This window comes from Buttiauxella noackiae ATCC 51607 (assembly GCF_001654865.1).
Lineage (GTDB): Bacteria > Pseudomonadota > Gammaproteobacteria > Enterobacterales > Enterobacteriaceae > Buttiauxella > Buttiauxella noackiae.
The window spans coordinates 83,763-110,426 of sequence record NZ_LXEO01000049.1; the positions used below are offsets into that span (position 1 = coordinate 83,763).

The 26,664-nt window shown below is 49.3% G+C and carries 27 protein-coding genes, 1 tRNA gene and 1 pseudogene; 18 read left to right on the forward strand and 11 right to left on the reverse strand.

Going from position 1 to position 26,664, the window contains the following annotated elements; translation table 11 throughout:
* Positions 1 to 51: 51 nt before the first annotated feature.
* Positions 52 to 1,158: an aspartate-semialdehyde dehydrogenase gene (gene asd / locus M979_RS16085; protein ID WP_064555588.1), complete on the reverse strand. Its 1,107-nt coding sequence runs from the start codon at positions 1,156 to 1,158 to the stop codon at positions 52 to 54.
* 143 nt (positions 1,159 to 1,301) lie between these two features.
* Here asd and M979_RS16090 point away from each other — a divergent pair, with 143 nt between their 5' ends.
* Entirely contained in the window at positions 1,302 to 1,895 is a 594-nt protein-coding gene (locus tag M979_RS16090) for a YhgN family NAAT transporter (RefSeq protein WP_034460330.1), read from the forward strand.
* 95 nt (positions 1,896 to 1,990) lie between these two features.
* On the opposite strand, the gene M979_RS16095 is transcribed toward M979_RS16090, so the two are convergent.
* Entirely contained in the window at positions 1,991 to 3,430 is a 1,440-nt protein-coding gene (locus M979_RS16095; RefSeq protein WP_064555590.1) for an MFS transporter, read from the reverse strand.
* Between the two features lie 166 nt (positions 3,431 to 3,596).
* Here M979_RS16095 and M979_RS16100 point away from each other — a divergent pair, with 166 nt between their 5' ends.
* Positions 3,597 to 4,412, forward strand: coding sequence for a helix-turn-helix transcriptional regulator (locus tag M979_RS16100; RefSeq protein WP_245164768.1), 816 nt, complete (start codon positions 3,597 to 3,599; stop codon positions 4,410 to 4,412).
* A 31-nt stretch (positions 4,413 to 4,443) separates the two neighbouring features.
* Here the strand turns inward: M979_RS16100 and yicI are convergent, their stop codons facing one another.
* The gene (yicI, locus tag M979_RS16105; protein ID WP_064555592.1) at positions 4,444 to 6,768 is read right to left on the reverse strand and encodes an alpha-xylosidase; all 2,325 of its coding nucleotides are present in this window, start codon (positions 6,766 to 6,768) and stop codon (positions 4,444 to 4,446) included.
* A gap of 283 nt (positions 6,769 to 7,051) precedes the next feature.
* On the opposite strand from yicI, the gene M979_RS16110 reads away from it, so the two are divergent.
* Positions 7,052 to 7,146: transfer RNA gene (locus M979_RS16110), tRNA-Sec, on the forward strand.
* A 41-nt stretch (positions 7,147 to 7,187) separates the two neighbouring features.
* On the opposite strand, the gene M979_RS16115 is transcribed toward M979_RS16110, so the two are convergent.
* Entirely contained in the window at positions 7,188 to 8,534 is a 1,347-nt protein-coding gene (locus M979_RS16115; RefSeq protein ID WP_064555594.1) for an ImmA/IrrE family metallo-endopeptidase, read from the reverse strand.
* 149 nt (positions 8,535 to 8,683) lie between these two features.
* Positions 8,684 to 8,857 (reverse strand): YlcI/YnfO family protein, encoded by a 174-nt coding sequence (locus M979_RS16120; RefSeq protein ID WP_064555740.1) that lies wholly within the window; start codon positions 8,855 to 8,857, stop codon positions 8,684 to 8,686.
* Positions 8,858 to 8,993: 136 nt separating this feature from the next.
* Here M979_RS16120 and M979_RS16125 point away from each other — a divergent pair, with 136 nt between their 5' ends.
* From M979_RS16125 to M979_RS16145, 5 genes are all read left to right on the forward strand, one after another.
* Positions 8,994 to 9,524, forward strand: a complete 531-nt coding sequence (locus M979_RS16125; RefSeq protein ID WP_064555596.1) for a hypothetical protein — start codon at positions 8,994 to 8,996, stop codon at positions 9,522 to 9,524.
* Positions 9,525 to 9,656: 132 nt separating this feature from the next.
* Positions 9,657 to 9,914, forward strand: a complete 258-nt coding sequence (locus M979_RS24075) for a type II toxin-antitoxin system HicA family toxin (RefSeq protein ID WP_064555597.1) — start codon at positions 9,657 to 9,659, stop codon at positions 9,912 to 9,914.
* Positions 9,911 to 10,255, forward strand: a complete 345-nt coding sequence (locus M979_RS16135) for a type II toxin-antitoxin system HicB family antitoxin (RefSeq protein WP_034460344.1) — start codon at positions 9,911 to 9,913, stop codon at positions 10,253 to 10,255. Before M979_RS24075 ends, M979_RS16135 begins: the two co-directional genes overlap by 4 nt.
* Positions 10,256 to 10,652: 397 nt before the next feature.
* Positions 10,653 to 11,012, forward strand: a complete 360-nt coding sequence (locus M979_RS16140; RefSeq protein ID WP_034460346.1) for a hypothetical protein — start codon at positions 10,653 to 10,655, stop codon at positions 11,010 to 11,012.
* A gap of 171 nt (positions 11,013 to 11,183) precedes the next feature.
* Positions 11,184 to 11,405: a YgdI/YgdR family lipoprotein gene (locus M979_RS16145; RefSeq protein WP_034460347.1), complete on the forward strand. Its 222-nt coding sequence runs from the start codon at positions 11,184 to 11,186 to the stop codon at positions 11,403 to 11,405.
* 46 nt (positions 11,406 to 11,451) lie between these two features.
* Here M979_RS16145 and M979_RS16150 read toward each other — a convergent pair whose 3' ends face one another.
* Genes M979_RS16150 through fdnG form a run of 5 tightly spaced genes read right to left on the reverse strand, consistent with a single transcriptional unit; the run spans position 11,452 to position 17,953 of the window.
* On the reverse strand, positions 11,452 to 12,366 hold the full coding sequence (locus M979_RS16150) for an alpha/beta hydrolase (RefSeq protein WP_064555599.1): 915 nt from the start codon (positions 12,364 to 12,366) through the stop codon (positions 11,452 to 11,454).
* A gap of 60 nt (positions 12,367 to 12,426) precedes the next feature.
* Positions 12,427 to 13,356 (reverse strand): formate dehydrogenase accessory protein FdhE, encoded by a 930-nt coding sequence (gene fdhE / locus M979_RS16155; RefSeq protein ID WP_064555603.1) that lies wholly within the window; start codon positions 13,354 to 13,356, stop codon positions 12,427 to 12,429.
* Positions 13,353 to 13,988: a formate dehydrogenase cytochrome b556 subunit gene (gene fdoI, locus M979_RS16160; RefSeq protein ID WP_034460350.1), complete on the reverse strand. Its 636-nt coding sequence runs from the start codon at positions 13,986 to 13,988 to the stop codon at positions 13,353 to 13,355. The genes fdhE and fdoI overlap by 4 nt, the downstream gene beginning before the upstream one ends.
* Entirely contained in the window at positions 13,985 to 14,890 is a 906-nt protein-coding gene (gene fdxH, locus M979_RS16165) for a formate dehydrogenase subunit beta (RefSeq protein WP_034460351.1), read from the reverse strand. Before fdxH ends, fdoI begins: the two co-directional genes overlap by 4 nt.
* 12 nt (positions 14,891 to 14,902) lie before the next feature.
* Positions 14,903 to 17,953 carry a formate dehydrogenase-N subunit alpha gene (fdnG, locus tag M979_RS16170; RefSeq protein ID WP_157093260.1) on the reverse strand — a complete coding sequence of 1,017 codons (3,051 nt, stop codon included), beginning with the start codon at positions 17,951 to 17,953 and terminating at the stop codon, positions 14,903 to 14,905.
* A 172-nt stretch (positions 17,954 to 18,125) separates the two neighbouring features.
* Between fdnG and fdhD the strand changes: the two genes are divergently transcribed.
* The 10 genes and pseudogenes from fdhD to M979_RS16225 all read left to right on the forward strand — a co-directional run bounded on the left by fdhD (position 18,126) and on the right by M979_RS16225 (position 25,165).
* Positions 18,126 to 18,950 (forward strand): formate dehydrogenase accessory sulfurtransferase FdhD, encoded by an 825-nt coding sequence (gene fdhD / locus M979_RS16180; protein WP_064555607.1) that lies wholly within the window; start codon positions 18,126 to 18,128, stop codon positions 18,948 to 18,950.
* 119 nt (positions 18,951 to 19,069) lie between these two features.
* Positions 19,070 to 19,429: an acid resistance repetitive basic protein Asr gene (gene asr / locus M979_RS16185; protein ID WP_064555609.1), complete on the forward strand. Its 360-nt coding sequence runs from the start codon at positions 19,070 to 19,072 to the stop codon at positions 19,427 to 19,429.
* A gap of 180 nt (positions 19,430 to 19,609) precedes the next feature.
* Positions 19,610 to 19,903: pseudogene (locus tag M979_RS16190) on the forward strand (DapH/DapD/GlmU-related protein); the annotation flags it as partial.
* A gap of 427 nt (positions 19,904 to 20,330) precedes the next feature.
* Positions 20,331 to 21,311 carry a 6-phosphofructokinase gene (locus M979_RS16195; RefSeq protein ID WP_034460365.1) on the forward strand — a complete coding sequence of 327 codons (981 nt, stop codon included), beginning with the start codon at positions 20,331 to 20,333 and terminating at the stop codon, positions 21,309 to 21,311.
* A gap of 11 nt (positions 21,312 to 21,322) precedes the next feature.
* Positions 21,323 to 21,637 carry a PTS sugar transporter subunit IIB gene (locus tag M979_RS16200; RefSeq protein ID WP_034460367.1) on the forward strand — a complete coding sequence of 105 codons (315 nt, stop codon included), beginning with the start codon at positions 21,323 to 21,325 and terminating at the stop codon, positions 21,635 to 21,637.
* The gene (locus tag M979_RS16205; RefSeq protein ID WP_064555610.1) at positions 21,630 to 22,997 is read left to right on the forward strand and encodes a PTS sugar transporter subunit IIC; all 1,368 of its coding nucleotides are present in this window, start codon (positions 21,630 to 21,632) and stop codon (positions 22,995 to 22,997) included. The genes M979_RS16200 and M979_RS16205 overlap by 8 nt, the downstream gene beginning before the upstream one ends.
* On the forward strand, positions 22,984 to 23,826 hold the full coding sequence (locus M979_RS16210; RefSeq protein ID WP_034460371.1) for a class II fructose-bisphosphate aldolase: 843 nt from the start codon (positions 22,984 to 22,986) through the stop codon (positions 23,824 to 23,826). The genes M979_RS16205 and M979_RS16210 overlap by 14 nt, the downstream gene beginning before the upstream one ends.
* Before the next feature lie 68 nt (positions 23,827 to 23,894).
* On the forward strand, positions 23,895 to 24,164 hold the full coding sequence (locus M979_RS16215; RefSeq protein WP_064555612.1) for a hypothetical protein: 270 nt from the start codon (positions 23,895 to 23,897) through the stop codon (positions 24,162 to 24,164).
* Between the two features lie 9 nt (positions 24,165 to 24,173).
* Positions 24,174 to 24,611: a PTS sugar transporter subunit IIA gene (locus tag M979_RS16220; RefSeq protein WP_034460375.1), complete on the forward strand. Its 438-nt coding sequence runs from the start codon at positions 24,174 to 24,176 to the stop codon at positions 24,609 to 24,611.
* Entirely contained in the window at positions 24,608 to 25,165 is a 558-nt protein-coding gene (locus M979_RS16225; protein WP_034460376.1) for a P-loop nucleotide/nucleoside kinase family protein, read from the forward strand. The genes M979_RS16220 and M979_RS16225 overlap by 4 nt, the downstream gene beginning before the upstream one ends.
* Before the next feature lie 61 nt (positions 25,166 to 25,226).
* On the opposite strand, the gene M979_RS16230 is transcribed toward M979_RS16225, so the two are convergent.
* Positions 25,227 to 26,588, reverse strand: coding sequence for a PTS transporter subunit EIIC (locus tag M979_RS16230; RefSeq protein ID WP_034460377.1), 1,362 nt, complete (start codon positions 26,586 to 26,588; stop codon positions 25,227 to 25,229).
* Positions 26,589 to 26,664 lie beyond the last annotated feature (76 nt).

Sequence of the window (26,664 nt, forward strand, 5' to 3'; positions counted from 1 at the left end):
ATGACGTGATAAAAAAAGGGGCTGCAATGCCCCTTGTGTAATTAAGTGTACTTATGCGAGCAAGCGCAACATTCTACGTAACGGTTCGGCAGCGCCCCACAGCAGTTGGTCGCCAACAGTGAAGGCCGACAAGTACTCAGGACCCATATTCAGTTTACGCAAACGTCCGACTGGAGTCGTGAGCGTGCCGGTTACCGCCGCAGGCGTCAGCTCACGCATGGTGATATCACGGTCGTTTGGTACGACTTTCACCCAATCGTTATGCCCGGCCAGCATCGCTTCGATGGTTGGCAAAGAAACATCTTTTTTCAGTTTGAGGGTAAATGCCTGGCTGTGGCAGCGCAGTGCGCCAACACGGACACACAAGCCATCAACCGGAATGATAGTGCCGGTATTAAGGATTTTGTTGGTCTCAGCCTGGCCTTTCCACTCTTCGCGGGTCTGGCCATTATCAAGCTGCTTGTCGATCCATGGGATCAGGCTGCCAGCCAGTGGCACACCGAAGTTATCGGTTGGCAGACTGCCGCTACGCGCAAGATCAGTCACTTTACGTTCGATGTTTAAAATGGCAGATGCAGGATCAGCAAGTTCGCTGGCAACGTGGTTGTGCAACTGACCCATCTGGGTCAGCAGTTCACGCATGTGACGTGCGCCGCCGCCGGAAGCCGCCTGGTAAGTCGCAACAGAAACCCAGTCAACCAGGTCGTTTGCAAACAGGCCGCCAAGGGACATCAGCATCAGGCTAACGGTACAGTTACCGCCAACAAAGGTTTTCACGCCATTGTTCAGGCCTTCCTGAATAACGTGCTGGTTAACCGGGTCGAGGATAATAATCGCGTCATCTTTCATACGCAGTGAAGACGCAGCATCAATCCAGTAACCTTGCCAGCCGCTTTCACGAAGCTTTGGATAGATTTCGTTGGTATAATCGCCGCCCTGGCAGGTAATGATAATGTCCAGTGCCTTCAGCGCTTCCAGGTCATAGGCATCTTGCAGCGTGCCATTGTTCTGGCCTGCAAAAGATGGGGCCGGAAGGCCTAACTGAGAAGTGGAGAAGAAAACTGGGCGAATGGCGTCAAAGTCGCGTTCTTCAACCATGCGTTGCATGAGAACGGAACCGACCATACCGCGCCAACCGATAAAACCAACATTTTTCATAGCGACTAATCCTGCAGAGGTATTTGCATTGTGTGCATTCAAGGGAATATGTCCCACATTACAAAATGCTACCAAAGTCGCAAGTGAAATTAATCAATGATCTGCAAGCTATTAGAAATACAACTTATTAGAGACAACCATTCATGACCGAAATCATTTCTGCGGCAGTATTGTTAATCCTGATTATGGACCCGTTAGGGAACCTGCCGATTTTTATGTCAGTGCTCAAGCATACTGAGCCTAAGCGTCGCCGGGCCATCATGATCCGTGAGCTGCTTATTGCATTGATAATAATGCTTATTTTCTTGTTCGCTGGGGAAAAAATCCTTGCATTTCTTAACCTGCGTGCGGAAAGCGTGTCGATTTCCGGCGGGATTATCCTGTTCCTGATTGCCATCCGAATGATCTTCCCAAGCCATGAAGGCAATGCCTCTGGCCTGCCTGCTGGCGAAGAGCCATTTATCGTACCACTGGCGATTCCTCTCGTTGCCGGGCCGACGTTACTGGCAACATTAATGCTGTTATCACACCAGTATCCAAACCAGATGGGGCATCTGGTTGCAGCGTTGATGCTGGCCTGGGGCGGCACCGTGGTGATTTTGCTGCAATCATCGCTGTTCTTACGTTTACTCGGGGAAAAGGGCGTTAACGCGCTGGAGCGCCTGATGGGCCTGGTATTGGTAATGCTGGCAACTCAAATGTTCCTTGATGGGCTTCGAATTTGGATGAAGGGATAACGCCTGGTCACTGCGCGAGCTTCCATTTAGTCTCAGCACAAACAAGAAAGCCGCCTTCATAAAGGCGGCTTTTTATTATCGTAACGTTCTGAGAATCACTTCTGCGAAATCACAGGCTTGCACAGGACAGGAGGATGAAGCCGGCGACGGCTCATCAGCGTCACACCCGCCAATACCAGCATAACCAACACTTCCACCAGCAAGAATCCCATCATCGCCGTCACATAGTCACCATTGCTCAGCACACGAAAATGCAGGAACAACGCGCCGAGGATTGCCGGACCAAGTCCAAGCGTTGATTGTTGCAGCGTACTTAAAATCGCACTCCCCGCACCGGCATCATTAGGGGCGATGTCACGCATCCCGAGGCGATAAAAACTGTTAACGATCAGCGCCTGCCCGTAGCCAATCAACACTGTTGCAGGGGCAACAGCTAACGCGCCAGCACTGTGGCCAAAGTGTTGTAACGTAGCAATGAGCGCCAATAGCCCAGCCACCTGCACGGCTATGCCAGCCAGCAAAATCGTGCTCATTGAATGGCGTGCAATCAGTTTTGGGGCATAACAGGCTGAAATAAAATAGGCTACGCCAAGAGCAATAAAGCTATTACCCGACTGCCACGGAGCCATTCCCAGCCCAGCCTGTAGCGTTAAAGCCATACAAAACATAAAGCCCGACCAGCAGGTATAGAACAAAACGGCTATCAAAAAGCCAAAACGAATACTGGTCAGTTTAAGCAAACGTGGTGGAAGCAAAGGCTGTAGGCCGCGTTGTTGCTGGCTTAATGCTCCAGAGCGCATCCACCAACCTAGGGGAATAATCGCTATCAATGCAGCTTGCATCTGCCATGGCCAATGCAGTTCTGGGCCAAGTGCCATAGGAAAGAGCAGGCAACAGAGTATTAAAGCCAGACAAAAAGTCCCCTGCCAATCGATACGCGAAACGCTTTCGCTACGGGTTTCCGGCAAATAACGCTTTCCTACCATCAATACAAATATGCAAATCGGGACATTAATAAAAAAGGCGTTACGCCAACCAAGCCCGGCGATATCTGCTGATACCAGCCATCCCCCGCCCATTTGCCCAATAATAAAAGCAATACCTCCGATACCACCATAAAGGCTAATGGCTCTGGTATGAGCGGTGCCTTTTAACGTGACGTGTAGAGTTGCGAGGATCTGCGGCACAATGAGTGCAGCCCCCATGCCCTGCAAAGTGCGTGCAGCAAGCAGCGTTCCAACAGAGCCAGCAATGCCGCACAGCAAAGAGGCAATACCAAACAACGCCACTCCCCACATCAGAACACGCCTGCGGCCCAGGTTATCTCCAAGCTTGCTGCCCACAGCCAGACAAACGGCAAAGGCCACCCCATAGAGCGCGACAATAAGTTCCAACTCTGTATGGCTGGTACCCAATGACTGGGTAATCGAGTCCAGGGCCACGTTGGTAATCGACGTATCAATAAGCGGCAGCATCTGGCTTGTCAGAAGCAAAATCAAACCTGCTCGTCCAAGGGAAAAAGGGGGAATTCTCATCATGTGCTCCATTGCACGGTTCAGGATACCGGCGTAGCATCCCCCAATGTTTAAACGGGTACCAGTTCTTGCTTATACTGGTATTGGCACTACCCTTCTGGAGTTTTCCGTGACAACCATCACAAAACTTGACCAGTTTACTTCCACACTGGAAGACAATCGAAAAATGCTGGCGGCCTTTTTACGCACCCGGCGTGAAAGTCTTGACCCTCAGCGCCTCGGTTTACCCCGCAGTGGACGGCGCCGTACACCAGGGCTGCGCCGTGAAGAAGTCGCGCTGCTGGCCGACGTTGGTGTGACCTGGTACACCTGGCTTGAGCAAGGACGGGATGTGAATCCTTCCGTCAGCGTGATGACGGCTATCGCTAATGCGTTGCAATGCTCCCCCGTTGAGACTCGTCATTTATTTATTCTTGCCGGTTTGTCACCTGCAGAAATCCCGGCATCAGCATTATGCGAGAACCTCAGCCCCGCTTCACGCCGCCTGCTCGACGCACTAATGCCAAACCCTGCCTGCATGCAGAAGCCCAACTTCGATATTCTCGGTTACAACCACAATTTTTGTCTGTTGATGGGTGTGGATCTCGATGCCGTGCCGGTAGATGAGCGCAACTGTATTTATCAGTACCTGACTGACGAAAACTGGAGCCGTCGCCTTGGGGACAGAGAATTGATTTTGCCCCTGTTCGTTGGCTATTTCCGCGCAGGGATGACAGAGCACCGAGGGGACCCGCGCTGGGAGGCCTTACTGGAGAGTTTTTTCTCGGTTTCAGGGGAATTTAAAGCATTATGGCAGCAGCGGTACGAAGTTCGCGGCATCGAAAACCACCTCAAGCAGTTTACCCATCCGCAAATTGGCACCATCCAGATGCAACAGACGAACTGGTTTTCCACCCCTCGTGATGGCGCGCGTCTGCTGGTGTATTTACCGGTGGATGAAGAAGGGGAACGGCAGCTGGAACAGCTATCACAATTCGCGTGATAAAGGCGGGCAAAAATGCCCGCCAAAAACATTACAGCTCGATAACCAGTCCCGCATCGCACGAATCCGGCATAATCACCACGCCCTGTTCGCCCGCAGCACTCTTACCTTGCTTCACGCCTCTCACATCGCCTATGTTGCGCAGACACAGCGTCCAGTCTTTTGCCTGGCCGTCGCCCTGCACCGTCAGCGTGTTGCCTTCGCGCTTAACTTTCAGCGTGAAGATAACCGAACCATCTGCCGCCGGGACTTCGCAAACTGTTTCGCGCCCATCATCAAGATTAAACAGCTGGAAGGCGGTGCCTTCATGCCAGGCATAATCCGGCTTCTGGTCGTTATTACCCAGCGCCAGCAGTGTGTTGTCACGCACATATACCGGCAGACTCTGGAAATCGTGTTTCTCTTTATGCCAGCGGCTGCCCTGCGCCTCAGCGTTGTTGAACAGGTGCGTCCAGCGGCCTTCCGGCAGGTAAAACTGCACGTCGCCTGCCTCAGAGAACACCGGCGCGACCATCACGGACTCGCCGAGCATGTACTGGCGGTCGAGGTAATCGCAGCCCGGATCGTCCGGGAACTCCAGCATCATGGAACGCATCATCGGCGTACCGAACTCTGCGGCCTGCGCTGCCTGGCGATACAGATACGGCATCATGCGTGATTTCCACTGCGTGAAGTGGCGCACCACGTCGCAGGCTTCGTCGTCGTACGCCCATGGCACACGGTAAGATTTGCTGCCGTGCAGGCGGCTGTGGCTGGAAAGCAGCCCGAACGCACACCAGCGTTTATACACATGCGCCGGGGCTGTGTTTTCGAAACCGCCGATATCGTGGCTCCAGAACCCAAAACCTGACATGCCGAGCGACAAGCCACCGCGCAGACTTTCTGCCATAGATTCATAGTTGGCATAGCAATCACCGCCCCAGTGAACCGGGAACTGTTGCGCGCCCACGGAAGCAGAACGGGCAAACAGCACCGCTTCTTCTTCGCCCAGCTCCTGTTTGAGCACGTTCCACACAAGTTCGTTGTAGATGAACGCATAATGGTTATGCATTTTCTGCGGATCGCTGCCGTCGTGCCAGACAACATCCGTCGGGATGCGCTCGCCGAAGTCAGTTTTGAAGCAGTCCACGCCCATGCGCACCAGGCGTTTCAGGTGCCCGGCGTACCATTCGCAGGCCGCAGGGTTGGTGAAATCGACAATTCCCTGCCCCGGCTGCCATTTATCCCACTGCCACACCGCGCCGTTCGGGCGTTTGAGCAGATAACCTTTTTCCATCCCTTCGCGGAACAGCGGGGATTTCTGGCCGATGTACGGGTTAATCCACACGCAGATTTTTAGGCCTTTCGCTTTCAGGCGTTTGAGCATGCCTTCCGGGTCCGGGAAGGTCACCGGGTCCCACTCAAAATCGCACCACTGGAAGGCTTTCATCCAGAAGCAGTCGAAGTGGAAAACGTGCAGCGGCAGATTACGTTCCGTCATGCCGTCGATAAAGCTGTTGACCGTCGCCTCGTCGTAGTTGGTGGTAAATGAAGTGGTGAGCCACAGTCCAAACGACCACGCTGGCGGCAGCGCCGGGCGGCCGGTGAAGCGGGTGTACCGGTCGAGCACTGCTTTCGGCGTTGGGCCGTCAATCACGAAGTATTCGAGATATTCCCCTTCCACACTGAACTGCACTTTGGAAACTTTTTCGGAACCCACTTCAAAAGAGACACATTCCGGATGGTTTACCAGCACGCCGTAGCCACGGTTGGTGAGGTAGAACGGGATGTTTTTGTAGGATTGCTCGGTGCTGGTGCCGCCATCACGGTTCCAGGTCTCCACCGTCTGGCCGTTTTTCACCAACGCCGTAAAACGCTCGCCCAGGCCGTAAACCGTTTCCCCAACGCCCAAATCCAGGCGCTCGAACATATGCGTATTTCCGGTATTGCCATCCTGCACGTAACCGTTGTTTTTCACCGCACTACCCGTGATGCGTACGCCGTCACGCAGGAAATCCAGTGCCCATTCAACGCCTTTAGTGACGCGCACCGCCAGGTTGCCGCTTTTCAGCTCGGCAAATTCAGCGGTGTTTTGCATCTCAACTTTTACATCTTTCAGCACATTAAGCGGATAGTGTGGGCCGTTATTCACCGCACCCTGGAAGTGCTCAATACGCACGCCCAATACACCTTCCTGCGGGGAGAAAAAGCGCAACGTAAACAGTGGGGTATCGAGCTGGTTGCCACGTTCGCGGACATCTTTCATGCCCGCATACACCACCATCTCATTGCCCTGCTGCTCCACATCGAAAACCTGCACCGGGTGGATAAGCGATAAACCAGGCTGGATCAGCCAATTGCCGTCACTAATCTTCATAATGCAATCCTTTGAACGATGGAATTTAGATTTCTACGGTTTTAAAGCATCGGGGACAGTGCGTGAATTCTGTAATCTCGTTATCAGATTACGATTCTTGATAAGTGTGAGCGCAGTCGCTCTTTCAAATGGGATAGGAAATGCTAAACGCGTGGTAAGTGAACGATTTAATTGATCGTGCTAATAGTATTGAAGGATTCATTGAGGAAAGGGGAAAGCATTGTTTGGTACAAGCGAAAAACCAGGTATACTGCGCACCGCCTCCATGTAGCAATCGAGGCCAGGAAGATCGTCGTCTCCGGTGAGGCGGCTGGACTTCAAATCCAGTTGGTGCCGCCAGCGGTGCCGGGCAGGTTCAACTCCTGTGATCTTCCGCCAATTTTTAGCATTAAACATAAGTGCAATATTCTAGTATTTCTCTATTTTCCACCAAAAAGATCGAGATTAAATTTGACTGCTTGAGTTCGCATGTCATTTAATACTCTCAATTGCTTCAAACGTATTTCGACTATAGTTGCAGAAACATTAAATTCCTTTTTTAACTTCGTTATAATATAGTTATAATTGTGGATATTACAGTGCTGATTGTCCACATAGATAATTCCATTGTTAAAGTTATGTATATCAAGTTGTTTGATCAATTCAGCCATGGAATTAATTACATCATATCGAGGCATTAATAAACTGTTTGCAAACATATTTGCTTGCCACTCTAATTTTCGATAGAGATTCGATGATAACTTAAAATCTAGAATGGAATAATTATCAATAATATCAATGTGCTCGTCTATAGTGTTTTTCAACATATAACCATGATGAAATATATAATGACCGATTTCATGTGCTAGTGTAAATCGCCATCTGGGGGAGTTTAATTCTAGTGAGCTTGATATTTTTATAATATTGTTTTTTGAGTCCATTGAACCAATTACAGATGTATAATTTTCATCCGTACCTAACTCAGAGGCAAGGTCAAATGTTAATCCCGTTGACTCAGTCATATAAGAAATTATTTTATATAAATCAACTGGTTCTTTATTTTTTTTCGCTCCGGAGTCTATGGTCAACTGAAGACCCCTTGCATCTATTTCATCTAAACTTAAATGATTTAAAGTCTTAGATCTTATTATTTTATATTTAGATGGAATTGTTGCATGAGAAGGTTTTTTGTCACCACATACTATCTCATTCAATACATTGATAAAAAAAGAGGAATAAATATCGTTATAATAGCAAAATAAATTTTGTGACTTACCAATGAATCCATCATCATTTAAAGCGGTTTTTGAAGTAACTTTATCTTCTTTTGTTCTTTCAGAAAATTTTGAAGATATAGGGTTACGCTGGAGCACCCAATCGATTTGTTCATCAGGAAGTATTCTTATCAATGCCATCCCAATATTCTTTGCAACATTAAATGCACCAGATTGAAATGGTGTTCTTGATGCAAAAATCCCTTTAACATTCACTCCTGATATTTGATGAAGTTTCGATTCAAATTCCTCAACATCATCTACTGGAACTTTTGATTTATAATCCTTACATTCAATAACAATTAGCTGAGAATACTCACTCTTTCCATCCAAAAAGCATTCTATCGATATATCAACTACTATATACCCAGATCTCTTGTGGGAATAATATTTTTTCTTCTTATAAAATTTACAAAATTTAGGATTTAGCCAAAAACTACCACTATTGATATAATTCTTTATAAGCTCGAAAACCTCGTCCTCAAAAGCATCGCCTTTTTTAACAGTATTCATTTTAATAGCCTATTTATTTCTATATTGGCCTATAATAACGTTAAGTGTAAACTCGCTCAAGTTATGATTAATATTCAATTTATATAATAACCAGTTAATAGCAATATTTTAATATGCCATAATTCTATAGCTTCCTAGAAATCATTCTACTATTTTTTAATTTTATAACCCAAACGCATTTTACAGGCCTCTTTCACCCAAGCGCTAAAATTCCCCTTTCCAGCAGCTTTCTCAATCTGTTCTAAAAGCTCATCTTCGAAGCGAATGTTCTTCATCGTACTTTTTGATCGATCAAAGGCGAGTTTAGATTTTTTCTCTTGCATGGTAGGTACCAATGGGTTTATTTTTATCCACAGATGGTAACTACCATCGAAAACAGAAGCAACAAATAGCAACGCCCCGATAGTGCTTGCAACACTACCGAGGCGTTTAACCACAATCGTTAATGGAGTTAACGACATGGCTAACACCAATAGTACCACAACCACCAATCCTGAAATCATCAGCCCACCGCAAGTTAATGAAACGGCGATTGCCGCGCTGCTCAAAACCCCGCTCGGTGCCACTCAAGATCTCTTTCAGATACTCGACGCCTGTCAGCACTATGTCGATGCGCTAATCGAAAACGACAACAATACCGAATGCATGGCGCTTTGCGGGCGGTTGCTTGCCGGGCTGGAAATGTTGAAGTTCGCGCTAAAAGCGCCGTTACCAGCGCATTTAATTGAGCGCCTGACGGTGGATGTGGCAGAACCTGATAATTATCGCGCTCCGCTTTCTACTGATTCCGGGACTCTGCGCGAGTATTGTTCCGCACTCACCATCTTATTACTGCAACACCAGCAGTCTCCCGAGCAGAAAGAACACATCACAGGGCTATTATTCGAGTTGATTAACCTTCTGGTCGAGGATTTAAAAGCACCGCGTTTTGTTCGCGCTGATGGTGGGTTGGCAATGATCAGTGGTGAGGCAGTGCCTGGAATTCACTAACCTTTATTTTACGAGTGAAGGAGGGCTATAACCGCGCGGCGATTTGTGCCCCCTTCACGTCCTTAATACACACTTCTCGATGGTATTATTTTTTGATACCATCGAATGACAAGGAAGTCATACTACTCTTGTATGAAACGACAACATCAAAGGACGTTGGAGGCGATCTATCGTCGTCCCGTGGCAGGTTCTCTGGAATGGCGGGACTTTAAAGCGTTAATGATTTCGCTGGGGGCGGAGGTAGATGTAAGTGCCGCTGGATCGCGAGAAGCATTCACATTACGGGAAGAGGTTCGTGTGTATCACCGGCCACATCCGCAATCGACTATGGATAAAGGTGCCGTAAATGCGACCCGCATCTGGTTAGAAAGTATGGGAATCAAACCATGAATAACATTATTAAAATTGATGGCCACGCCGCTATTGTTAGCTTCGACCCAGACATTGAAATGTTTCGCGGCGAGTTCGTTGGATTAAACGGCGGTGCAGATTTTTACGCCTACAGTGTGCAGGAATTGAAAACAGAGGGAGCCGAATCTCTTAAATTCTTTCTTCATACATGTCGTGCAAAAAACATTGAGCCTTATAAATCATACAGCGGGAAGATTTCTGCTCGTCTAACGCCTGAAGACCATGCAGCTCTTGAACGTATCGCGCTGGCATGCGGCGAGAGTATTAATCAGTTACTCAATCAGGGCGCAAAATTAATCATTAAGCAACATGATGCGTGATTAGCGGTGCCAGGAATTAATCAGGTTTTGTAGGGCGGATTAGCTTGCGACATCCGCCATTTTTTAAAGCAACGCCTTCATCCACTCGTCACCTCCACGCTCTTCTTTGTCACTCCAGCATATGGCATACTTCGCCGATATTATTTCTGCCACATAAGTAAAAGAATCAGTCTGTTAGACTTAACTGGCGTAAATGAAATAAAACAAGGGGTTACGTGATGCGTAGCCTTTTTTAATGCCTTATATACCCGTCATACTTCAAGTTGCATGTGCGTTGGCTTTCCTCGCTCACCCCGGTCACTTACTAGAGTAAGCTCCTGGGGATTCACTGCGTCGCCGCCTGCCTGCAACTCGAATTATTTAGGGAATAAAGCAGGCAGCAATTGAAGAGGTTTTTATGAATTGGGATGTGTTGAAGTGGTTGATTGGCATCTACTTTGGCTGTTTTTTCGGGCTTCTGAAAGTCGCCTACTCGGACCCCAAATTTTATCTGGAATACATAGATAAAAAACTCACCTGGTTCTGTTACACCTGCATGGTCGCATTCAGCGCCTTCTGGTACGGGCTTTATGCCTGCAGAAATTACACAGTAGAAAACATCGACCTGATATCTGAACAACTAAGCCATCTGGACAAAGAATATAGCTACGTAACTTCCTATCTTCTTGTTTTAATTATTGCGTCTTGTTTGTCTTTTGCCGCCAGCCTTTTGTTTATTGATGTCGCACGCAGAAAACAAGCTCATTTGAGCTCTTAAAAAGCATTAAGACATTGAAAATTCTAAAAACCGTCTGGTAAAGCCAGGCGGTTTTTTGTTTTGTAGCCTGGCCGCGCCATAACGCCAATAAACCCTTCGTCATACACCTTAACAATCTGTCTTGAGCGCAACAGGTAGAATCCCCTTCTTATTTAAAAGGGATATTTCAACATGAAAAAATTGATGGCAGTTCTGCTGTTAAGCGGTGTGGCACTTTCGGTTACGGCGTGTTCGAGCGATTACGTTATGTCGACCAAAGCAGGCGATATGATTGTGACGCAGGGGAAACCGGAAGTGGATAAAGATACTGGCCTGATTAGTTACACCGATCAGCAAGGCAATGAGCACCAGATTAATGACGATCAAATCGTGCAGATGATTAAGAAAGACTGAATTTCGGTGCCAATACCAGCCAGCCCGTGCTGACTGGTATCTCGTCTTAGCGTGCCTGACCTACTCGCCACGCTACATCACGCATGGCATCGCGGGCTGCCTGGCTGATACCACCAAGCTGGAAGAAGCCGTGGATCACGCCGAGATAGCGTTGGCAGGTGGATTCAACGCCCTGGTCCATCAGGCACTCATGCAGGACCTCGCCTTCATTGCGAAGTGGGTCGTATTCGGCGGTAATGATATGTACCGGTGGCAGACCTGCAAAATCTTCACGAAATAACGGGCTGGCTTCATCATCCATTGAGTCCAGATCGGGCATATAGGCCTCGTAACCTGAAAGCAGCGTATCGCGGGTAATGATGTAGTCGTAGCCATTTTCCTGATAGCTGACAGATTCCGCCGTAGCGTCCAGCATCGGGTAAATCAGCATCAGCCGCGCAGGCAGCCAGTTTCCCGCACTTTTCAGGCGCAGAGCCGTCACCAGAGCAATATGCCCACCAGCACTGTCGCCCGCGAGCGTAATTCGTTCACGGTTCACTTCCAGTTGATCAGCCGCTTTCCAGATAGCATCCGCTGCACGCTCAGCATCGTCATGCGCAGCCGGATAAGTATGCTCTGGTGCCACGCGATACTGAACTGCAATCACCCGACAACCACTGTAATAGCAAAGCTGGCGTAACTGGTTGTCATGGGTTTCAAACCCACCGCTAACAAAGCAACCGCCGTGGTAGTAGATCACGGCAGGGAGTGATCCGGTCGCGTTGAGTGGGGAAAATATGCGTAACGTGCATCCATCAAGACTGATGTCTTTCACGTCAACTCGTGTTTCGGTTTCACCCGCTAAAATAGTGCTGGCGATATACCCGGTGCGGCGTTCGGCAAAAGTTTGTTGGCGTGAAGAAGGACGGCCGGAGGCGATGAACTCATCAACCAGCCCGGCAATTGCGGGTTCGAGGGACATTCTGTGATCCTGGGTGATAAACAGGGCGGAAAAGCCAACGCTCTCCGCCCTGGGAACTGATTACTCGCCTTCCCCTGGGAACAGGAAAGGATTGATTGAGCTTCGGGCAAAACCTTCTTGCTCCATGCGCGCATCAAGCACCAGCGTGGCTAAATCGTCGGCCACGGCTTCCACTTTGGCATCTTTTTCCTGATACAAAATCTTCAGGTAGGTGCCGCAGTCGCCACAGCTTTCCGCTTTAATCGCTGACTGCTCACTTTCCAGCGACCAGTAGTTCAGGTCACGGGTTTGCTCACAGTTGCTGCACTTCACGCGCACCACATGCCATTCGGTTTCGCACAAGTTGCAGTGCAGATAACGCAGGCCGCTGGTGCCGCCAATCTGCACGATGCTGGAAACGGGCATGGAACCGCAAACCGGGCAGAACTGGCGCTGTTCGCCGTATTCTGCTTTCGCACGCCCTGGAATCAGGCTCGCCATTTGCGCCCAGTAGAGCGACAGCGCAGCCCAAATGAATGGCGCTTTGTCGCTGGAAACCAGCGCAAAATCCGCGTTAAACAGCGCGGTTGCCATCTCTTCCAGCTCTTGCGATGACGCTTTTTCCAGGTTTTCGATAACCGCTAACGCCTGACCGTCCATTTCTGGTTTCAACTCGGCAATCAGTGAATTCAACAGGCGCTGCCAATGTGGATCACGCGGCAGCACGTGAATATCCAACGGCGGCTTGCCCGTTTCAGAAGACTTCTGAATCAGCTCGGTTAAATCCATTTGCAGTGGGTGGTCGTAGAGCACCACTTCTTGCGCGTGGGCGATAAGTGCGGCAAAGCGCAGGAAATCACCCAACGGATTGTCGGTCGCTAACTCGCGCAGACGTTCTGCGCGGCGGTTGTAGAGATTTTTCAGCCGGGGGAACAACAACGGCGGGATCATCTCCGCCGTGCGTTTATCGCTCTTCTCCAGCTGATCTTGCGGGATTATGCGAATACTCATTCCTGTCGTTTTTCCTGTTTCTGGCGAACTTCACGATACCATTTCGGGTGGTGTTTCTTCGCCCAGGTCGTGGTGACCCAGCCTTCCACCATCGCGGTAATCGTGCCTTTCACCCAAAGGGCAGCGTAGATGTGGACCATAATAACCACAATCAGTGCCACTGCGGCAAATGAATGCACCATCAGGGCTACGCGAATCACCGGGATTGAGAAAGCAGGGGCAAAATACGGACGCCAGATAATTACGCCGCTCACCAGCAGCAACACCAGGAAGATAATCGCCGCCCAGAACACGCATTTCTGGCCGAAGTTATAACGCCCGGTGTCACCCACTTCCTCGTTGACGATGATCTTACGAATATTCTTCGCCCAAAAGATATCATCCCGATTGATTAGGTTGTGATGCCAGTAGCGGAAAAACATGATGATAAACGAGGCAAACATCACCACCCCCACGAATGGGTGGAGGATACGCGCCAGCTGCGGCGTGCCAAGAATGTGCATCAACCAGTTGAAGGATGGGAAGAAAAAGCCCAGCCCGCTGATTGCCGCCAGCATAAAGCAGAAGGCGGTTACCCAGTGGTTGATACGTTCAGGCGCGCTATAACGCTGAATGGTCACTTGTTTTTTCATGGTTTGCGCACCTCGTCATCGTCATGATGCAGGTTATCGTCATCTTCTTCGGCACGGTTCGGGCCGACCCCCACATAGTGGAACACGCTGGCGGCGAAGGTCGCAGCAAAGCCGATAGCGGCCAGCGGCTTCCAGACACCTTTCCAGAATTTCACCGTTGGGCTGATGGACGGATTCTCCGGCAGGCCGTGATACAACGTCGGCTTGTCCGCATGATGCAGCACATACATAACGTGTGTGCCGCCAACGCCTTCAGGATCGTACAACCCGGCGTTGTCGTAACCACGCGTTTTCAGCTCAGCCACACGCTCACCCGCCAGGTTTTTCATATCCTCTTTCGAGCCGAAATGAATCGCGCCGGTTGGGCAGGTTTTCACACACGCTGGTTCCTGGCCGACGGTCACACGGTCTACGCACAGGGTACATTTGTAGACACGGTTGTCTTCCGGGTTCAGGCGCGGCACGTCGAACGGACAGCCGGCGATACAATAACCGCAGCCGATACACTGTTCAGACTGGAAATCGACAATACCGTTGGCGTACTGAATAATCGCGCCTTCAGATGGACACGCCTTCAGGCAGCCAGGATCCGCGCAGTGCATACAGCCATCTTTGCGGATTAACCATTCCAGTTTGTCGTTCTGTTCCACTTCCGAGAAACGCATGACCGTCCACGATTTGGCGGTCAAATCCGCTGGGTTATCGTAAACGCCGACGTTGCTGCCGATTTCATCACGCAGGTCATTCCACTCCGAACAGGCCACCTGGCAGGCTTTGCAACCGATGCAGGTGGTCACATCGATAAGTTTCGCGACCTCTTGCTGATGATCCCGCGCCTGAGGCGCGGGCGTGAGGCCATTGGTGGCGGAACGACGGATAATGTCCTGAGATTGATAAGCCATAATTCGTCTCCGTTACACCTTTTCCACATTGACCAGGAACGCCTTAAATTCAGGCGTTTGCGTGTTAGCATCACCGACAAACGGCGTCAGGGTGTTAGCGATAAAGCCTTTCTTCGCCACGCCTTCATAACCCCAGTGAATCGGAATGCCGATGGTGTCCACTTTCTGGCCGTTCACATCAAGCTGGCGAATACGTTTGGTCACCACCGCTTTGGCTTTGATAAAGCCACGGTTGGAGGAGACTTTCACCGTGTCACCGTGGGCAATACCGAGTGAATTAGCGAGCTTCTCGCCAATCTCGATAAACTGCTCTGGCTGCGCGATGGCGTTCAGTACCGCGTGTTTGGTCCAGTAGTGGAAATGCTCGGTCAGACGATACGTGGTGCCGACATACGGGAATTTGTCGTGCTTGCCCATCGCTTCCAGGTCACCTTTAAACACGCGCGCCGCCGGGTTAGAAACCACGTTCGGGTGCAGCGGGTTGGTGCCAAGCGGCGTTTCAAACGGTTCGTAGTGTTCCGGGAACGGCCCTTCTGCCATCTTGTCGATAGCAAACAAGCGCCCTAAACCTTCCGGTTGCATGATGAACGGCCCAACGTCAGTGCCAGGTGCCGCAGTGCTGTAGTCGGCAATATCCGCCCCGCTCCACTTCGCGCCATCCCAGGAGATCAGGCGGCGTTTTTCATCCCACGGTTTACCCGCTGGATCGGCAGAGGCACGGTTATACAGAATGCGGCGGTTGAGCGGCCACGCCCAGGCCCAGCCTAACGTGTTGCCTAAACCTGACGGATCGGCGTTATCACGGCGTGCCATCTGGTTGCCGTCTGGCGTCCAGGAACCGGCGAAGATCCAGCAGCCACTTGAAGTGGTGCCGTCATCACGCAGTTGGGCGAACGAGCTGAGCTGCTGGCCTTTTTTCACCAGAACCGCGCCGGTTGCCGGGTCGACAACGTCCTGCAACGCTTTACCGTTGCTTTCCATCGCCACTTCTTCCGGCGCCGGGTTATCTGGCGTCAGGTAATTCCAGGTCATATTCAGCACCTGCTCAGGCAACGCACCGCCTTCGCTCTGGTACATGTGGCGCATGCGGCTAAAGATACCCGCAAGAATTTCGCCGTCGTTCAGCGCTTCCCCTGGGGCGTCCGCACCTTTCCAGTGCCACTGCAACCAGCGGCCGGAGTTAACGATAGAACCGTTTTCTTCGGCAAAGCAGGTGGATGGCAAGCGGAACACTTCGGTCTGGATTTTCGACGGATCGACATCGTTTATCTCGCCGTGGTTTTGCCAGAAGTTAGAGGTTTCCGTGTTCAGCGGGTCAATGGTCACAAGGAATTTCAATTTTGAGAGTGACGCAATGACTTTGTTTTTGTTCGGGAACGACGCGACAGGGTTAAAGCCCTGGCATAAATAACCGTTCACCTTGCCCTGGTTCATCATCTCGAAATATTGCAGGACGTCGTAGCCCTTGTCCCATTTCGGCAACCAGTCATAACCCCAGCTGTTTTCCGCGGTAGCTTTGTCGCCGTAGAAGGCTTTCATCATCGAAACGAAGAATTTCGGGTAGTTGCCCCAGTAGTTGACCTGGCCTTCCAGCAGCGGTTTCGGCGTGTTGGCGGCAAGGTAAGTCTGGAGATCCGGCTGTTTTTCGTTCGGCAGCGTCATGTAGCCCGGAAGGCTTTGTGACAACAGGCCGAGGTCGGTCAGACCCTGAATGTTGGAGTGCCCGCGCAGGGCGTTCACGCCACCGCCCGCCATCCCCATGTTGCCCAGCAGCAACTGAATCATCGCCATAGTGCGAATGTTCTGCGCGCCCACCGAGTGTTGCGTCCAGCCCAGCGCGTACAGGAACGACGCGGTTTTGTTTTTTGCACTGGTTTCGGCGATGTATTCACAAACTTTCAGGAAATCATCTTTCGGGGTGCCGCAAATATTGGAAACCACATCCGGCGTGTAACGGGAAACGTGCTCTTTGAGCAGGTTCCATACACAACGCGGATGGCTGAGCGTCAGGTCGCGTTTCGCGAAGCCTTTTTCGTCCAGCTCATAGTTCCAGGTGGTTTTGTCATATTTACGGTTTGCCGCGTCGTAGCCGGAGAACAGGCCGTCGTCGAAGCTGTAATCCTCGCGCACAATCAGATTGGCGTTGGTATAAGCCTCAACGTATTCGCGGTTGAATTTATTGTTGTTGATCAGGTACAGCAGCACGCCTGACAAGAAAGCAATGTCAGAACCGGAACGAATTGGGGTGTAGAAATCCGCCACCGAAGCGGTACGCGTAAAGCGTGGATCGATGACAATCAGCTTCGCGCCGTTGTGGATTTTGGCTTCCATCGCCCAGCGGAACCCAACTGGATGCGCTTCTGCCGCGTTTCCACCCATCACAATAACGAGATCGGCGTTCTTGATATCAACCCAGTGGTTGGTCATCGCACCGCGACCAAATGTTGGAGCAAGACTTGCTACCGTTGGTCCGTGTCAGACACGCGCCTGGTTATCCACGGCTAACATGCCGAGGGCGCGGGAAAATTTCTGGGTTAAATAACCGGTTTCATTACTGGAAGCGGATGCGCACAACATGCCGGTGGAGAGCCAACGGTTGACCGTGGTTCCCTGGTCGTTCTGGGCAATAAAGTTGGCGTCGCGGTCTGCTTTCATCAGTTTGGCGATACGGTCAAATGCCGTTTCCCAACTGATCTGCTCCCATTTGTCCGAGCCTGGTGCGCGGTAAGACGGGAATTTGAGACGACTTTCGCTGTGGATGAAATCCACAAGTCCTGCACCTTTCGGGCAAAGTGCACCACGGTTAACCGGGTGATCCGGGTCGCCTTCAATATGGAAGATAGATGCTTTGGCATTTTTCGCGCCGTCGCCGAGGCTGTACATCAATAGCCCACAACCAACGGAACAGTATGTACAGGTATTACGCGTTTCACGGGTGCGCAGCAATTTATATTGCCGCGTTTCCGCAAGTGCTACGCCCGGGGCAAAGCCCAGTGCCGCTGCCGTAGTCCCTGCCATACCGCCAGCACAGATCTTAAAGAACTGTCTTCTGCTGACCTGCATGGGTGCTCCTTGTTTCGACATTTTTCACAAGTTTTATAAGTGTAATTTTTGCGGTTTGACCGACTAAGGTTCACAATCAAACCCAAACTGGAAATACCCCCTAATCCAATAGGGGTAGCGTTTCCAGAATACCACATTAGGATTAAGGCTGTTCCAATCAGGTTAAGACAAAGTGAACAATTCCGAACCAAATCAGAACAAAAATGTGAACACCATCACTGGTGCGCGGACGATAGAGCTATGGCAACGCCAAGACTTACTCGAGGCTAAAGGCGACTGGCTGGCTGAAGAGGTCCCGGTAGCGCTGGTCTACAATGGTATTTCACATGTAGTAATGATGGCATCTCCCAAAGATCTGGAGCTTTTTGCGTTAGGTTTTTCTTTATCGGAAGGGATAATTGAATCCCCATCAGACATTTACGGAATTGATGTTTTACCAGTCTGTAACGGCCTGGAAGTACAAATAGAGCTCTCAAGCCGCCGCTTTATGGGGCTGAAAGAACGCCGCCGCTCACTTGCCGGACGTACCGGTTGTGGGGTCTGTGGTGTTGAACAACTCAACGATATTGGCCGCCCGATTACCCCTCTGCCGTTCACACAAACCTTCGATTTGAATAATCTTGATGCCGCTTTAAAACAAATGCGCGACTACCAGCCGGTGGGACAACTCACAGGGTGTACGCACGCAGCATTGTGGCTTAACGAAAATGGCCAGATTCTGGAAGGTAAAGAAGATATTGGCCGCCATGTGGCGCTGGATAAACTGCTCGGCGCACGTGGGCGTGAGAGTTGGCACAACGGCGCGGTTTTAGTCTCAAGCCGCGCCAGCTATGAGATGGTGCAAAAGTCGGCCCAGTGCGGGGTAGAAATTCTGTTCGCCGTTTCTGCGGCGACAACGCTTGCGGTAGAAGTCGCACAGCGCTGTAACCTGACGCTGGTGGGCTTTAGTAAACCAGGCCGCGCAACGGTTTATACCCATCCGCAGCGGTTGTATTAACAGGCTGTACATTCCGTTACGTACCGACACCAATCACTCACTGAACGTATTTGTTTGTTGGCCTAAAGTGATTTCAACGGGCCAACAACCCACACATAAACAACTACGAGACTATCAAAATGAAAAAAGTATTAACTCTGATTGCTGTTGCTGTAATGGGTATGTCCTCTGTTGCTTTCGCTGCTGACACCACTGCGGCACCTGCTCCAGCAAAACACACCACTACTGTGCACCACAAGAAACACCATAAAGCAGCGCCTGTAGCTCAAAAAGCGCAAGCTGCTAAAAAGCACCATAAAAAAGCGACAACAACCGCAACCCCAGCCGCACCACAGAAAGCTCAGGCTGCTAAAAAACACCACAAAAAAGCCGCTACAACCGCAACTCCAGTAGCGCCACAGAAAGCTCAGGCTGCCAAAAAGCACCACAAAAAAGCAGCTGCACCAGCAGCAAAACCAGCGGTTAAACCAGCTGCATAAGTTGCAATGAAACCCCTCACTATTAAAAACACCCGGCTTGCCGGGTGTTTTTTTATCAAACCTGAGCTGCTGCTAAAACGCTTTCGGTTTGAAATCATTCTGATGCTGGTCATTATTTATGGAATGGCTGCGGTCTGCTGCTATTTTTTGTTCTTCTCTCTCTCCACAACTTAAAATCCTGGCGATAAAGTAATGGTCGCACCAAATGTGACGATATCAACCGCCGGGCATCCGATAGACCCAGAAATCCGCATCACCGGGCAGCAATTTTCTCTGCCAGTCACTATTGAAGACAACGTTTGGTTGGGAACCGGTGTCATCATCAACCCAGGCGTGGTGATTGGACGTAATAGCGTCATTGGCGCAGGTAGCGTTGTGACAAAATCAATTCCGCCAAACGTGGTTGCCGCAGGGGTTCCTTGCCGTGTGATACGAGAAATTACCGCAGAAGATAAGTTGGCGTTTGCTCGGTAGTTATCCTCTCTTATATACAAAAGGCGGATAAGAGATTCATATTTACCCGCCTAACTGTGTGGTAAGTAGTTCCTCATCTTTCTTTCACGCCTCTTAATTAATTCCGCCCCCCTTTCCCCCGCAGAAAAATGCGTGAGTAGTCACATTTTTGAAAGCTAATATTATTCATTTACAACACCAATAATATGGGAGAATTCCATTTTCCAATCAGTAAGATTAATCCATTGAAATATAGAGACTTTTCTTATCTCTTGCTCATCACTTCTACACCAAAAACTTGTGATTTAAATCACAAAAATCACCTCAAAAAAACATCTGTCAACCACTCTCCCTAATAAATTAATAGCAATTTTGTGATGTCACCTGCAAATCCAAGGCTTGTTTAAAGGGAAAAATAGCTGCAAGGAAAATAAACGAGGCAAATGTCATGAGAATCGGCATGGTAATTAGCGGCGGTGATGTCACGGGGATAAATAACTTCGTTTTTCAGGTTTCCCGACTGGCTCAAGCAGAAATCGTTTTGTTTAACGGTGGTATTCCAGGTCTATTGCAGAATAAACACCAGGATATTTCCATCCGGGATTTAGTGGATTTTTCCGTAGCATCCATTCCGATTATGTCTTCAGGTCGAACTAACCGTAAATTAATGGGCTGTGAATATGAAACTATCGCAAAACAGTTAAAAAACCTGCATATCGATGTACTTATTATGGCTGGTGGCGATGGATCATTACAATTTCTTAATAACCTCAGTGAATATGGTGTGAATTGTTTTGGTGTCGGCATGACCATCGATAATGATGTTTACGGCAGTGATTACACCATCGGTTTTTCAACAGCATGTGAGCAAGTCATTAAAGAAGTCGCCAAGCTGCGTAATACAGGCCGCGCTTTGCCAGGGCGTGTTTTTATGGTTGAACTGCTGGGTGGTTACTGCGGTGAATTGACACTGCAATCGGCGATTAAAAGCAACGCTGATTTTGCACTAATCCCTGAGTGCCAACAGTCGCTGAGCGAACTGGCACATAAGATTAGGGCACGACTTGAGACACAAAACAGCGTCGTGATTCTGTGCTCTGAAGGTTATACCAAAGAATACTCCCCCGGCTTTCAGGGGGCAATTGACACCATGATTAAACAGCTTGAACCGAAAATTGGTGTACGCATTCGTAAGTCAATTATTGGTTATAGCCTACGTAACGGTGACCCTACCTGCGAGGAAATCTATCAGGGCACTATTATGGCAGGCGAAGTCGTTCGTTGTATCCAGTCCGGTATGAGAAATAAAGCCATTATTATTAATTCGAGTAATAAACCGATCCCTATAGATTTAATCAGTATGCAAAAACGCCTCGTCGACACCGAAGGGCATCATTATAAATTAGCGAAGCAGCTCAATATTATTTGAGGAGACTTTCAATGCTTAAAATTCTTTGTGTATGTGGCTGCGGTTTAGGTTCCAGTTTCGCCATAGAAATGGCTGCAACTGCGGTACTTAAAAAACTTCAGATTCCGGCAGAAATTGATCACACAACTGTTTCAGAAGCGGGAGCCTTTAAATCTGACATTATTTTAACGCAAAAAACGTTCGCCGATATTTTAACAGCCGATGCAAGTGAAGAAGAAATTAAACGCGTCATTGTGCTGCACCGCCTTACGGATAAAGACGAAATCGAACAAAAGATTGTCGCCTTTTTAAAAGATCGCAATGTGAAGGTATTCGACCATGAATAGCATCATTAACTTTATTGTTAAAGACCTGCTAGGGCAGGCATCAATATTGATTGCCTTTATTGCCATGCTCGGTCTTTTGCTACAAAAAAAATCGAAGGGTAAGGTCGCGGAGGGTACATTTAAAACGCTGCTTGGTTTTTTAATCATGATGGCAGGTATCAACATTATTGTTGATACGCTGACTTTCCTGAACGATATCTTCACCCATGGATTTGGCATGAAAGGCTACATCACAGATGTGGCAGCTATTGCGGGGCTTGCAAACCGTGAGCTGGGTTCCGAAGTGGCCCTTACGCTAATGGTGATATTCATCGTCAACATCATCATTGCCCGTATCACGCCGTTTAAGTACATTTTTCTCACCGGGCAAGCACTGCTTTGGATGGCAACGATTGGTGCAGTTATCGGCTATAAAGCAGGGCTGACTGGCCTACCGTTGATTCTTACTGGCGGGATCTTCGGTGGAATTATGGCGGTGCTGATGCCAGCCCTCGCCCAACCCGTGGTCCGCCGTATTACCGGTACTGACGATGTAGCTCTGGGCCACTTCTGTACTATCGGTTACCTGGTGCAGGCTGCGGTGGCGAAGGTCGTTGGCAAAGGGTCGAAATCCACTGAAGACCTGGTTTTGCCGGATAACTTTAAATTCCTGCAAGACACTTATTTGTCGATGGCCGTCGTCATGATCCCGATGTATTTGATTCCTGCTCTGGCGGCTGGTCCGGAATACATCGGCCAATACTCCAACGGCGTGAATTACCTGATGTTTGCTTTTATGCAGGCGATTCAGTTTGTTGCTGGGGTATTCGTGCTCTATAGCGGTGTGCGTCTACTGCTTAACGAACTGGTGCCTGCGTTCCGTGGCATCGCGATGCGCATCGTACCGGATGCCAAACCGGCGCTGGACTGCCCGGTGCTGTTCCCTTACGCCCCCAATGCCGTAATCGTTGGTTTCCTTGCCACAACTGTCGGCTCCATCATCGGCATGATTGTCTTCCCAATGTTTGGCCTGGCGATGATTCTGCCAGGCTTGTTGACCAACTTCTTTGCTGGCGGCACCGCAGGAATTTTCGGTAACGCGATGGGTGGCAGACGCGGTGCAATCATCGGCGGTGTAGTCCACGGCCTGTTTATTACCTTCCTTCCTGCCATCCTGGTGCCAATGCTTGAAAGCTACGGCTTTACCGGTGTGACTTTCAGTGATTCTGATGTGATCAGTAGCGGCCTGATTTTGGGACATGTATTCCAGAATAACTGGACTTTTGTCGGCTTATTCATCCTGTTCGTCGCTCTTATCGCCTGGTTCGTAAATGGCAAATCAACCAAACCTCAAGAGGAAAAAGCACATGAGTCTGTATAACTTCCCGGATTTATTACAGGTAGCCAAAGAGCGTAAATTTAAAGCGGTAGGTTCCTTTAATTTGCATTGCCTTGAAATGCTGCCCGCTTATTTTAAAGCAGCCAAAGCGACCAATAGCCCATTAATGATTCAAATTTCTACCGGGACTGCGGAATATTTAGGTTATCGTTTATTAGTGGATTCCATTCGTTCTTTATCCGAAAGCGAGCAAATACCGACTTGTTTGCATCTGGATCACTGCTCAGATATTGAATCGATTAAAACGGCCATCGACGCTGGATTTAGCTCGGTAATGTATGACGGTTCTCATCTGGATATGGCAGATAATATTGCTAATACCCGCAAGGTGATTGATATCGCCCGTCCACGTAATATCTCTGTAGAAGCAGAATTAGGCGCGATTGGCGGCTCAGAAGATGGCAAAGCGGTCGCCATGGAAGATATCTGCTTTACCACCACGGAAGATGCCAAACGCTTTGTGGATGAAACCGGCGTCGATATGCTGGCGGTGTCCGTCGGGACGGTACACGGCCTATATACCGGTAAAGCGAAAATTCAGCATCAACGCCTGGCGGATATCAGCGAAGTGACCAAAACCCCGCTGGTGCTGCACGGCGGCACAGGTGTTAGCGATGAAGATATGCGCCGCGCCGTTGCCGGAGGGATTGATAAAGTTAACGTCGGTACCGAAATGAACGTGCAATGGGTCGGGCACTGCAAAGAGACGTTTGAGAAAGGCAAAGTGAACGACAGCGTGCGTAAATTCTTAATTCCGGCAAATGATGCAGTCGCTGCGGTATTAATCGAAAAGATCGCATTATTTAAATAAAGCAGGCGTTATCCTCTACTCTTCATTGTAACCCTGGTTGCGTGGCAACCGTCGGGCGGGAGCTAGCTATGTTTGGATCTTTAAAAAAACTTTTTCACAGTGATAATTCGGATACGGCGCAATATGATATTCAAGCCGTACAACTTGAAACTGAATTAACTGCTCTGGAAAACACGTTAACGGAAAACCCAAATAATGGCGAAACACAAAAAGCATTAATGTTGCGCTATAACCAGGCGTTACAAGTTTTTGCGAAGAGTAAAACACACCGTCAGCATATCGATGCTTTATTTATCAAAATTGATGAGCTGAGAAATATTATTCGCAAGAATATTTAGGGAGAACTCATGGCCATTAAAGAGTTATTAATTGAAGCGCAGGCAATACAAGTTGGCGTGCGCGAAACGGACTGGAAAAAGGTGATTAGACTTGCGGCTCAACCGCTGGTTGATAATGGCTATATCCTGCCCTCTTACTACCAGGCAGTCATTAATAACACCCTGGAGCATGGCGCGTATTACGTTTTTGAAGAGGGCGTCGCCATGCCCCACGCTCGCCCGGAATGCGGGGTGATGAAAAATTGCTTCAGTCTGGTTTTGCTTGATGAACCCATCGCCTTTGCCGACAGCGAAAAGGCCGATATCGTGATTATGTTTGCCGCCTGTGACAGCAATGGACATATCGAAGAAGGTATCCGCGCGATTGTTAATTTGTTGGGCGATGATGATGTAATGGCAAAACTACGTCGGGCAAAAGGCAAGGAAGAGGTGATCGCAATATTATGAGCCAGACCATGCGAACACAGGGCAAAACGGTTGTACTTGTGAACGGTGTACCCGCCTCAGGCAAAAGCACGATTTCCCGCTTGTTGTCCGAACATTTTGCGCTACCGATTCTGACCATCGATGGCATAAAAGAGCCTTTTATGGCGCAGTTCGATGAAATTGATCGGCCATTCAACCGCCGCCTCGGAAGTGCCGCTTATGAGGTGATTTGGTCGATAGTGGCCGATAGCCCAACACAGTGTGTCTTTATTGTCGATGCATGGTTTGGCTTCCAGCCGAAAGAGGTGCTTGAACGTTATCTTGAGCAGGCGGGAATCACACGCGTTCTGGAAGTGTGGAACCATGTCCCCGGCGATCTTGCCGCCGAACGCTATGCGCTGCGGCTCGGCGTAAGACGCCACGGGCACCCAGGGGAAGAATATCTGCCGGAGTTGGTAAAACTTGCGAATAACGCAAAGCCGATGTCACTTGGGCCGGTTTACACCGTGGACCACCGAGAGCCGATAGACACCGACGGTCTCCTTACATGGCTGAGTAAAGAATTTGGAGACTAATACGAATGCTGATTTCGTTGGTCAGTTAAGCCCTCTGCATTCCAGAGGGCTTAGGGATAAATCAAGAAGCCGGAGAAGCCACCAGTTTGCGCGTCTTACCATAAACAATGGTCAGCACCGCAGGGACAGTAAATGCGACGATTATCGCAAACACTTCATAAATCATTTTGGAATCCGGGCCGCTGAACAGACCTAACTCGAACACGTTAAGTACTGGCAGGAAACTGTAAGTTTTAACGCCCAACAAACCAGTGATGCCACCGCCCAACGCCGCACCAATACAACCGAAGACAAACAGCATTCTGTATTTCAGATTCACGCCATACAGCGCCGGTTCAGTAATACCGAAGAAGGCAGAAATTGAGGCAGAAATCGCAATCTGTTTGTCCTTGAGGTTGCGGGCAATAAAGATTGCACCGAATGCCGCGCCAAACTGCCCCATTACCGCCGACATGAACATCGCCATGATAGTGTCGTAGCCGTTGACCTGAATATTGATCAGCGCCAGTGGGATGATGCCCCAGTGCACACCGAATACCACAAACAGTTGGCCAATACCGGCAAGCAGTGCGCCAGAAATGACCGGGCTAAGGTTATAAAGCCATGCATATCCGTTAGCAATACCGACTCCCACGTAATCTGCAATCGGGCCAATTAAGGTGAACACCACAAACCCGCAGATAATGAGCGATAAGCAAGGCACAAATACAAAAGCAGCCAGTTCAGGGATTATCTTTTTCAGCCAGCGTTCCACATAGCTCAGGAACAACACGGCAAATACAGCTGGAATAACTGCGCCACCATAAATCTTAACGTTCAGCGCAAGTCCCATAATATGGAATGCACCGGGAACACCTGGATCGGTTAATGGGAAGATCATCGCCGCAGTCAGTGCCAGCGCGGTGAATTTATTCGTTTTAAAACGTTCAGCTGCCGTAACGGCGATAAACAACGGCAACATCACAAACACGCCGCTCGACAGCGCATTAAACACGGTGAATACGTAAGAATGCGTATCCACCAGGTTCATTGTTTGCAGCAATACCACAATCCCTTTTACAACACCGACGCCCGCCAGCACACCGATGTAAGGTGTGAAAATGGCGGAAAGTGTCGCCAGCAAGCGGCTTACCCATGAGCCTTGTGCCGTTGTTTCTTCAGCTACAGGCGTTTGTTCACCGAGCAGCTCTTTAATCGCTGAAAATACCTGATCGACTTTCGGGCCAATCACTATCTGGAATTGACTCGGGCTATCCACTAATTTCACGACTTCAGGAAGACCATATAGCGCTTCCGGGTTCACTTTATTTTTATCTTTTAATGTAAAACGTAAGCGTGTTGCGCAATGAGTAATATGTTCAATATTCCCAGTCTCACCAACATGCTTAATTATTTGTTGGGCAAGCTGACTATATGTCGTCATGGTATTTCCTTAGTTTCAAGGTTTGCGCTGTATTTATTGCCCGATAAAAATATCAGGCAACATTGTAGGGTCGAGC